Source organism: Prosthecobacter sp., assembly GCF_029946185.1.
GTDB lineage: Bacteria > Verrucomicrobiota > Verrucomicrobiia > Verrucomicrobiales > Verrucomicrobiaceae > Prosthecobacter.
Genome location: NZ_JAQSEA010000092.1, coordinates 1 through 5053 on the forward strand (window position 1 = coordinate 1; position 5053 = coordinate 5053).

Annotated in this window: 6 protein-coding genes; 2 read left to right on the top strand and 4 right to left on the bottom strand. The window is 58.3% G+C overall.

The genetic code is table 11. The annotated features are described in order from the left end of the window. Positions 1–546 precede the first annotated feature (546 nt). Positions 547–858: a hypothetical protein gene (locus PSV43_RS07220; RefSeq protein ID WP_300195009.1), complete on the bottom strand. Its 312-nt coding sequence runs from the start codon at positions 856–858 to the stop codon at positions 547–549. 310 nt (positions 859–1168) lie between these two features. On the opposite strand from PSV43_RS07220, the gene PSV43_RS07225 reads away from it, so the two are divergent. Together PSV43_RS07225 and PSV43_RS07230 are read left to right on the top strand one after the other, a co-directional pair. Further along, on the top strand, positions 1169–1594 hold the full coding sequence (locus PSV43_RS07225; protein ID WP_300195011.1) for a hypothetical protein: 426 nt from the start codon (positions 1169–1171) through the stop codon (positions 1592–1594). 140 nt (positions 1595–1734) lie between these two features. Next, entirely contained in the window at positions 1735–2706 is a 972-nt protein-coding gene (locus tag PSV43_RS07230; protein ID WP_300195013.1) for an SDR family NAD(P)-dependent oxidoreductase, read from the top strand. Here the strand turns inward: PSV43_RS07230 and PSV43_RS07235 are convergent. The 3 genes from PSV43_RS07235 to PSV43_RS07245 form a co-directional block, all read right to left on the bottom strand. Then, entirely contained in the window at positions 2703–3581 is an 879-nt protein-coding gene (locus PSV43_RS07235) for an HAD family hydrolase (RefSeq protein WP_300195015.1), read from the bottom strand. The genes PSV43_RS07230 and PSV43_RS07235 overlap by 4 nt on opposite strands. A gap of 75 nt (positions 3582–3656) precedes the next feature. Then, entirely contained in the window at positions 3657–4535 is an 879-nt protein-coding gene (locus tag PSV43_RS07240) for a TIGR01777 family oxidoreductase (RefSeq protein WP_300195017.1), read from the bottom strand. A 5-nt stretch (positions 4536–4540) separates the two neighbouring features. Further along, positions 4541–5053: heme-binding protein (locus tag PSV43_RS07245; protein ID WP_300195019.1), on the bottom strand; the 513-nt coding region annotated here is incomplete at its 5' end.

Consider the following 5053-nt stretch of genomic DNA (forward strand, 5'->3'; position numbering starts at 1 on the left):
TCCTGAGTCGAGCTACGAAGGACAGGTCGACGGCGGCTGGCTGAGGACAGCCAGCGCTACCAGCGCTGGGCAGACGCGTGGCAATGCGCCGCTATCCGGAAATCCGTATTGGAAGACGCTGTAGAGCCTGGAAAGAACCCGGACATCAAGGGGCTCTGTCAGTGGAGGGTGAACCTTCCCCATAGAGTCGGGTCGATAAATTCGCCGATATTCCCGGAGGTGGAAATCACTTCCTCAGGGTGGTGCTGAAAGTGTCAGCATGATTTCATCCGAACGGCCGGATGGGGCTGCGCAGCGGTCCTGCGAAACCTAAGTCGAACGGACGTGACCTAGGCTTATTCTGTTTTCAAAACCAATACCATCCGCCCTCTGTGAGAGTGGCGGATGGATGGAAACGGCGGCCTTCAGGACAAATGTCAGAGGCCTACATACCCCCGCCGCTTCGGGCGAGGAAGTTGAGAGCCAAGGTGATTACGGCAAGGACAAAAACTAACAAGGCAAGAGGCATGGGATGAAAGAGTGAGATTGAGATGGGCCGTCAATTATTCAAGGAATGGCCAGCAGCTGTTTTTTGAAATTTTCGTTGGACCAGACGCCGGTCAAGGAGTGGGACTCCCATTCTTGTTTGTTGGCAGCCGGTACTTTGATGGGTGAGCCACCTTCGGTGTCAACAATCCCAGCCCTGTCAGATCCTAAGAGTTGGATCATCATCAAAACGGCGGACATCACAAAGCAGATTACTGAAAGCGGCACCAAGCCAGCTTCTGGATCCTTTTCTTCGTAGAACTGTTCCGCATCAGCGGCAGCGCTACGCTTTACGGGAGCGCTGGGAGGAGCGGAGATGGACGGGCGCTGCATGGCCTGCGTGGGCTGCAGCTTGACGGTGGCTTTGGGGAGGGCTGCCGCCGGGCCTGCGCCACCGCCTACCATGGGGCCAGTGCCTGCACCAGGTGGACGAGGACCTGCGCCTGGCCTTTGCAGAGGAACCGTAGGTGCGCCTGTTTCGGTGCGAGGAGGCGGAGCTGCGGGATTTTGGGTGAGCGGGCGGGTTGCGGCGGGCAAGCCTGCCATGGGCGGGGAAGATGGACGGGGAGCCATCGGTGCCATTGGAGCGCCCGGAGGTCTTGGCGCGGTGGGTGGTCCAATGGGACGCGCAACAGGTGGGGGCATGGCGCCCGAAGGGGCAGGTGCGGCCGGTGGCGGTGACGAGACCACTGGAATTGCCGAGGTGGTCTTCCTGGAGGGGGGCGACATCGGGGGCGCAGGCAATCTCACCGGAGCGGTGCTGGATTTTGGTGCGGGCGGTGGCAGCGGGGCGGAAGGAAGCTGGATCGGAGCCGTGGATTTTTTCGACGCCATCGGAACCACGGATGTCGTGTTGAAAGATACTGGAATCCCGCCAGTAGCAGGGGAGACGGGGGATGTGGACTCACGCGGCTGGGTGACACCTGTGCCCGGACGCCCACGCAGGGTGATACGCACGGTCTCTTTCTTCAGCGGGACGGCGGCAGTCTTTGGCGTCGAGCCTGAGGGTGGTGTTGGCGGTTGCGTGTTTTCGGGTTCGCTCATGGTTCAGGGACGGAAAAATGGATGATTCAGAGAATTCCCTCATATTTAGCGAATTTCGCCCCCTTGCGTCAATCCCTTTCTCCTGATGCCTTGCAATTGTCGGGGCATTGCTCATTAGTTGCTCATCTGGCGGTGGGCAACCGCGCCCTGCCAGGCCTTTCTAGCATGAAAATTCTTGTCACAGGCGGAGCTGGTTTCATCGGCTCCCACACCGTTGAGCGCCTTATTCGTGAGGAAGGAGCGCAGGTCACAATCATTGACAGTTTCAACGACTACTACAACCCGACGATCAAGCGTGAGAACCTGAGGTCAGTCGGTTCGAAGGTGACGGTTTGTGAGGGGGACATTTCTGATCCGAAATTCGTCGCCGAAACCTTTGAGGTGGGTCGTTTTGACGCAGTTATCCATCTTGCGGGTCGTGCAGGGGTTCGCCCATCCATTGAGCAGCCGGAGTTGTATATTGATACCAACATCAAAGGCACGTTCCATCTCCTTGAGGCCGCCCGCCGCACCGGGGTGAAGCACTTTGTTTTTGCCAGCAGTTCTTCGGTCTATGGAGTGAACAAAAAAGTGCCGTTTGCCGAGGTGGACCCGATTTTGCAAACCATCAGCCCCTACGCGATGACCAAGATGGCGGGGGAGCAGATGTGCTCCAATTACAGCCACTTGTACGGGATGAAGACCGTCGCCCTGCGCTTTTTCACTGTGTATGGTCCGCGCCAGCGCCCTGACCTGGCGATTTCAAAATTCTCCCGGCTCATTGAAGACGGCAAGCCGATCGACAAATTTGGTGATGGCAGCACCGCCCGTGATTACACCTTCGTGCACGACATCGTCGATGGCATCGTGGGTGCGCTCAACTACCGCAGCGGACCCATTTGTGATATTATCAACCTAGGTGGCTCCCAGACGGTGACACTCAATGACCTGATCGCCACGATTGAGCAGGCGGTTGGCAAGAAGGCGGTCATCAATCAACTGCCGGAGCAGCCGGGAGATGTGCCGCTGACGTCTGCGGATGTGAGCAAGGCGAAGGCGCTTATCGGCTTCAAACCCACCACGACCATTGCGCAGGGCGTGCCTGCTTACGTGGAATGGTTTCGTGACATGCGGGCGCGGGGCATTGCCGTGTGCTAAAAGTGCGGTGCTGAGACGGTGCCATCCTCGATTTCCTGGCGCTTTTTGCGAACGATGCCGTCGGCGATATCGGTCACCATTTCCTCCAGAAGCAGCCGAAGGTGGCTGCCGGGACGGTAGTCGGCGGGGGCGATGTGTTTCACGCGGTCGGCGAGGCCGGTGAGTTGGTAGCACTTGCGGAAGCTGCTGCGGCTGGCCTCGTCCGGATTGTAAACCGCGACTGCGTGGCCACCGTAGCGTTTCATCAAGGTGAAGCAGGGCACGTCCGTCGGGCCGTCTCCCACATAGATCATGTGCTGGAAGGGGATCGGGCGGAGTTCCGGGGCCATGTGATCGTTCACGTCTTCGTGGGGCTCCAGCATGCCTTTGTTGATGCGGAAAATGTACTGCGTCTTGGTGGTGTGGCTGATCACGCGTTTAGGGAAAGTGATGCGGCCGTTTTTGTCTTCGCCGAACACACAGCCCAAGATCCGCGTCACAAACGGTGCCAGTGCCGAGCCGTCCAGCAGGGCCTTCAGGCCGCTGGAGATGATGTAATGCTCGATTTTCACACCGAGGAGACGGTGCTGATCGTTCAACACTTTGTTCAGTTCGTCGAAAAGCTCTGGAACGCCTTTGAAGAAATTGAGCTTTGCGCCGAGTTTTTCCAAGTCCTTGTTCGTTGGCCGGTCCATGTCGAGGTAGTCCAGCATGCACTTCAGATAGGCCAGCTCCCCGTCGTAGCCTTCCTGATTCACGAGTTCGCGGCTGCGTTTCCAGAACTGCTCCGGATTGATGCCGAAGTGTGGGAAGAGGGTTTCATCCTGCATGTACGTCGGACTGAGTGTCTGATCGTAGTCGTAAATGATGCCGATGGTGGTCTGCTGGGAGGCCATGCTGGGGAAGTTGACGGTTGTTTACAGTGGTTGACGACTGCTTACGGTTGTTGTCAACCCCTGTAAACTCCCCGTTCAGACGAGCGCTTTGAAAGCGCTGGAAAGCTCAGGGTGGGCAAAACGGTAGCCCAACTCGGTGGCGACGTGAGGAAACGCTCGTTGCCCGCTGAGGAGCATTTCGTCTGCCATGCCGCGCAGCAGGAGTTTGAGGGCAAAAGCCGGGGCATGAAAAAATGCTGGGCGATGGAGGGCCGTTGCGAGCTTTTGGGTGAACTCCGCATTCGTTACAGCCTGTGGCGCGCACAGATTCACCGGGCCGCGCACGGTTTCGGTGGTGATCGCCGTGAGGATTAGCTGTACTGCGTCGTCAATATGGATCCAAGGCATCCATTGCTGACCCGATCCCAGCCTGCCGCCGAGGCCGCAGGCAAAGACCCGCCGCAGCAGGGGAAATGCCCCGCCGTCACGGCCCAGCACCATACCTGAGCGGAGGGTGATGACGCGAATGCCGAGTGCTTCCGCCCGGTGTGCGGCCTGCTCCCAGCCTGCGCAGACGTCTGCCAGAAAGCCTTCGCCGTGCAGTGAGCTTTCGTCGACGGCATGGTCGCCGCTGTTGCCATAGAATCCGGCTCCGGAGGCGCAGACCAAGACCTTGGGGCGGTTTTCAGCCTTCCATGTGCCCAGATGGGCCACCATGGCCTCGGTGAAATCTACGCGGCTTTTCCAGATGCGGTCGCGTTTCTCAGGCGTCCACAGACCCATGAGAGACTCTCCCGAGAGATGTACTAGCACGTCCAGCGGCGTCTCAGGCAGCGCATGGGGTGCCTGCTTCGGCTGCAGCAGTCCCGAACCTGGTCTGCGTGAATACGCAACGACCTCATGTCCACGGCCCATTGCAGATGCCATTAGGTGTTTGCCGATGAAGCCTGTCGCTCCAGTGATGCCGATGCGCATGAAGATTAAAGTTGAGGGATTGGAATCAATACCTCATTGCGACGCAGAAAACCTGGTGTCCACGGCGGGTCGTAGGAGGCGCTGAAGGGAGCTCCGGCCTCCTGAAGCTTGTTTTGCTGCATCCAGGTTTTCAGTGTCGCCAGAGACTGCTGTTCGAGGTTCTTTGTGCGGGAACCGCTGAAGCGATACGCTGCCACGCGGCGCGCCTTTAATGTGGCCATTTTCACCTGGTCAGACACTGGGGCAGGGGGGGCTGCCTTGTTCTTTTCCGGTACCACGAAGGCCATCTTTCCATCCACCATGAAGACCGGAGTCGTCATGGAGATCTTCTCTTTTGCTGCATTTCCGCCGTCGATGTAACGGAACAACCGCATGAAGCTGGAATTGTCCGTGCCACGTGATGTTGTGGCGATTTTGAGCTCGGGATATTCGCGTATTTCAAAGTCTCCGTCCGTGCGAATGACCTTGTAAGGAGCTGTTTCATAACCCGCCCGCGACGTGACGCAGGCGGTGATGCA

Coding starts and splice junctions, on each gene's coding strand:
- PSV43_RS07220 (WP_300195009.1), bottom strand. CDS start 858: ATGCAGCGCCCGTCCATCTCCGCTCCTCCCAGCGCTCCCGTAAAGCGT.
- PSV43_RS07225 (WP_300195011.1), top strand. CDS start 1,169: ATGGCGCCCGAAGGGGCAGGTGCGGCCGGTGGCGGTGACGAGACCACT.
- PSV43_RS07230 (WP_300195013.1), top strand. CDS start 1,735: ATGAAAATTCTTGTCACAGGCGGAGCTGGTTTCATCGGCTCCCACACC.
- PSV43_RS07235 (WP_300195015.1), bottom strand. CDS start 3,581: ATGGCCTCCCAGCAGACCACCATCGGCATCATTTACGACTACGATCAG.
- PSV43_RS07240 (WP_300195017.1), bottom strand. CDS start 4,535: ATGCGCATCGGCATCACTGGAGCGACAGGCTTCATCGGCAAACACCTA.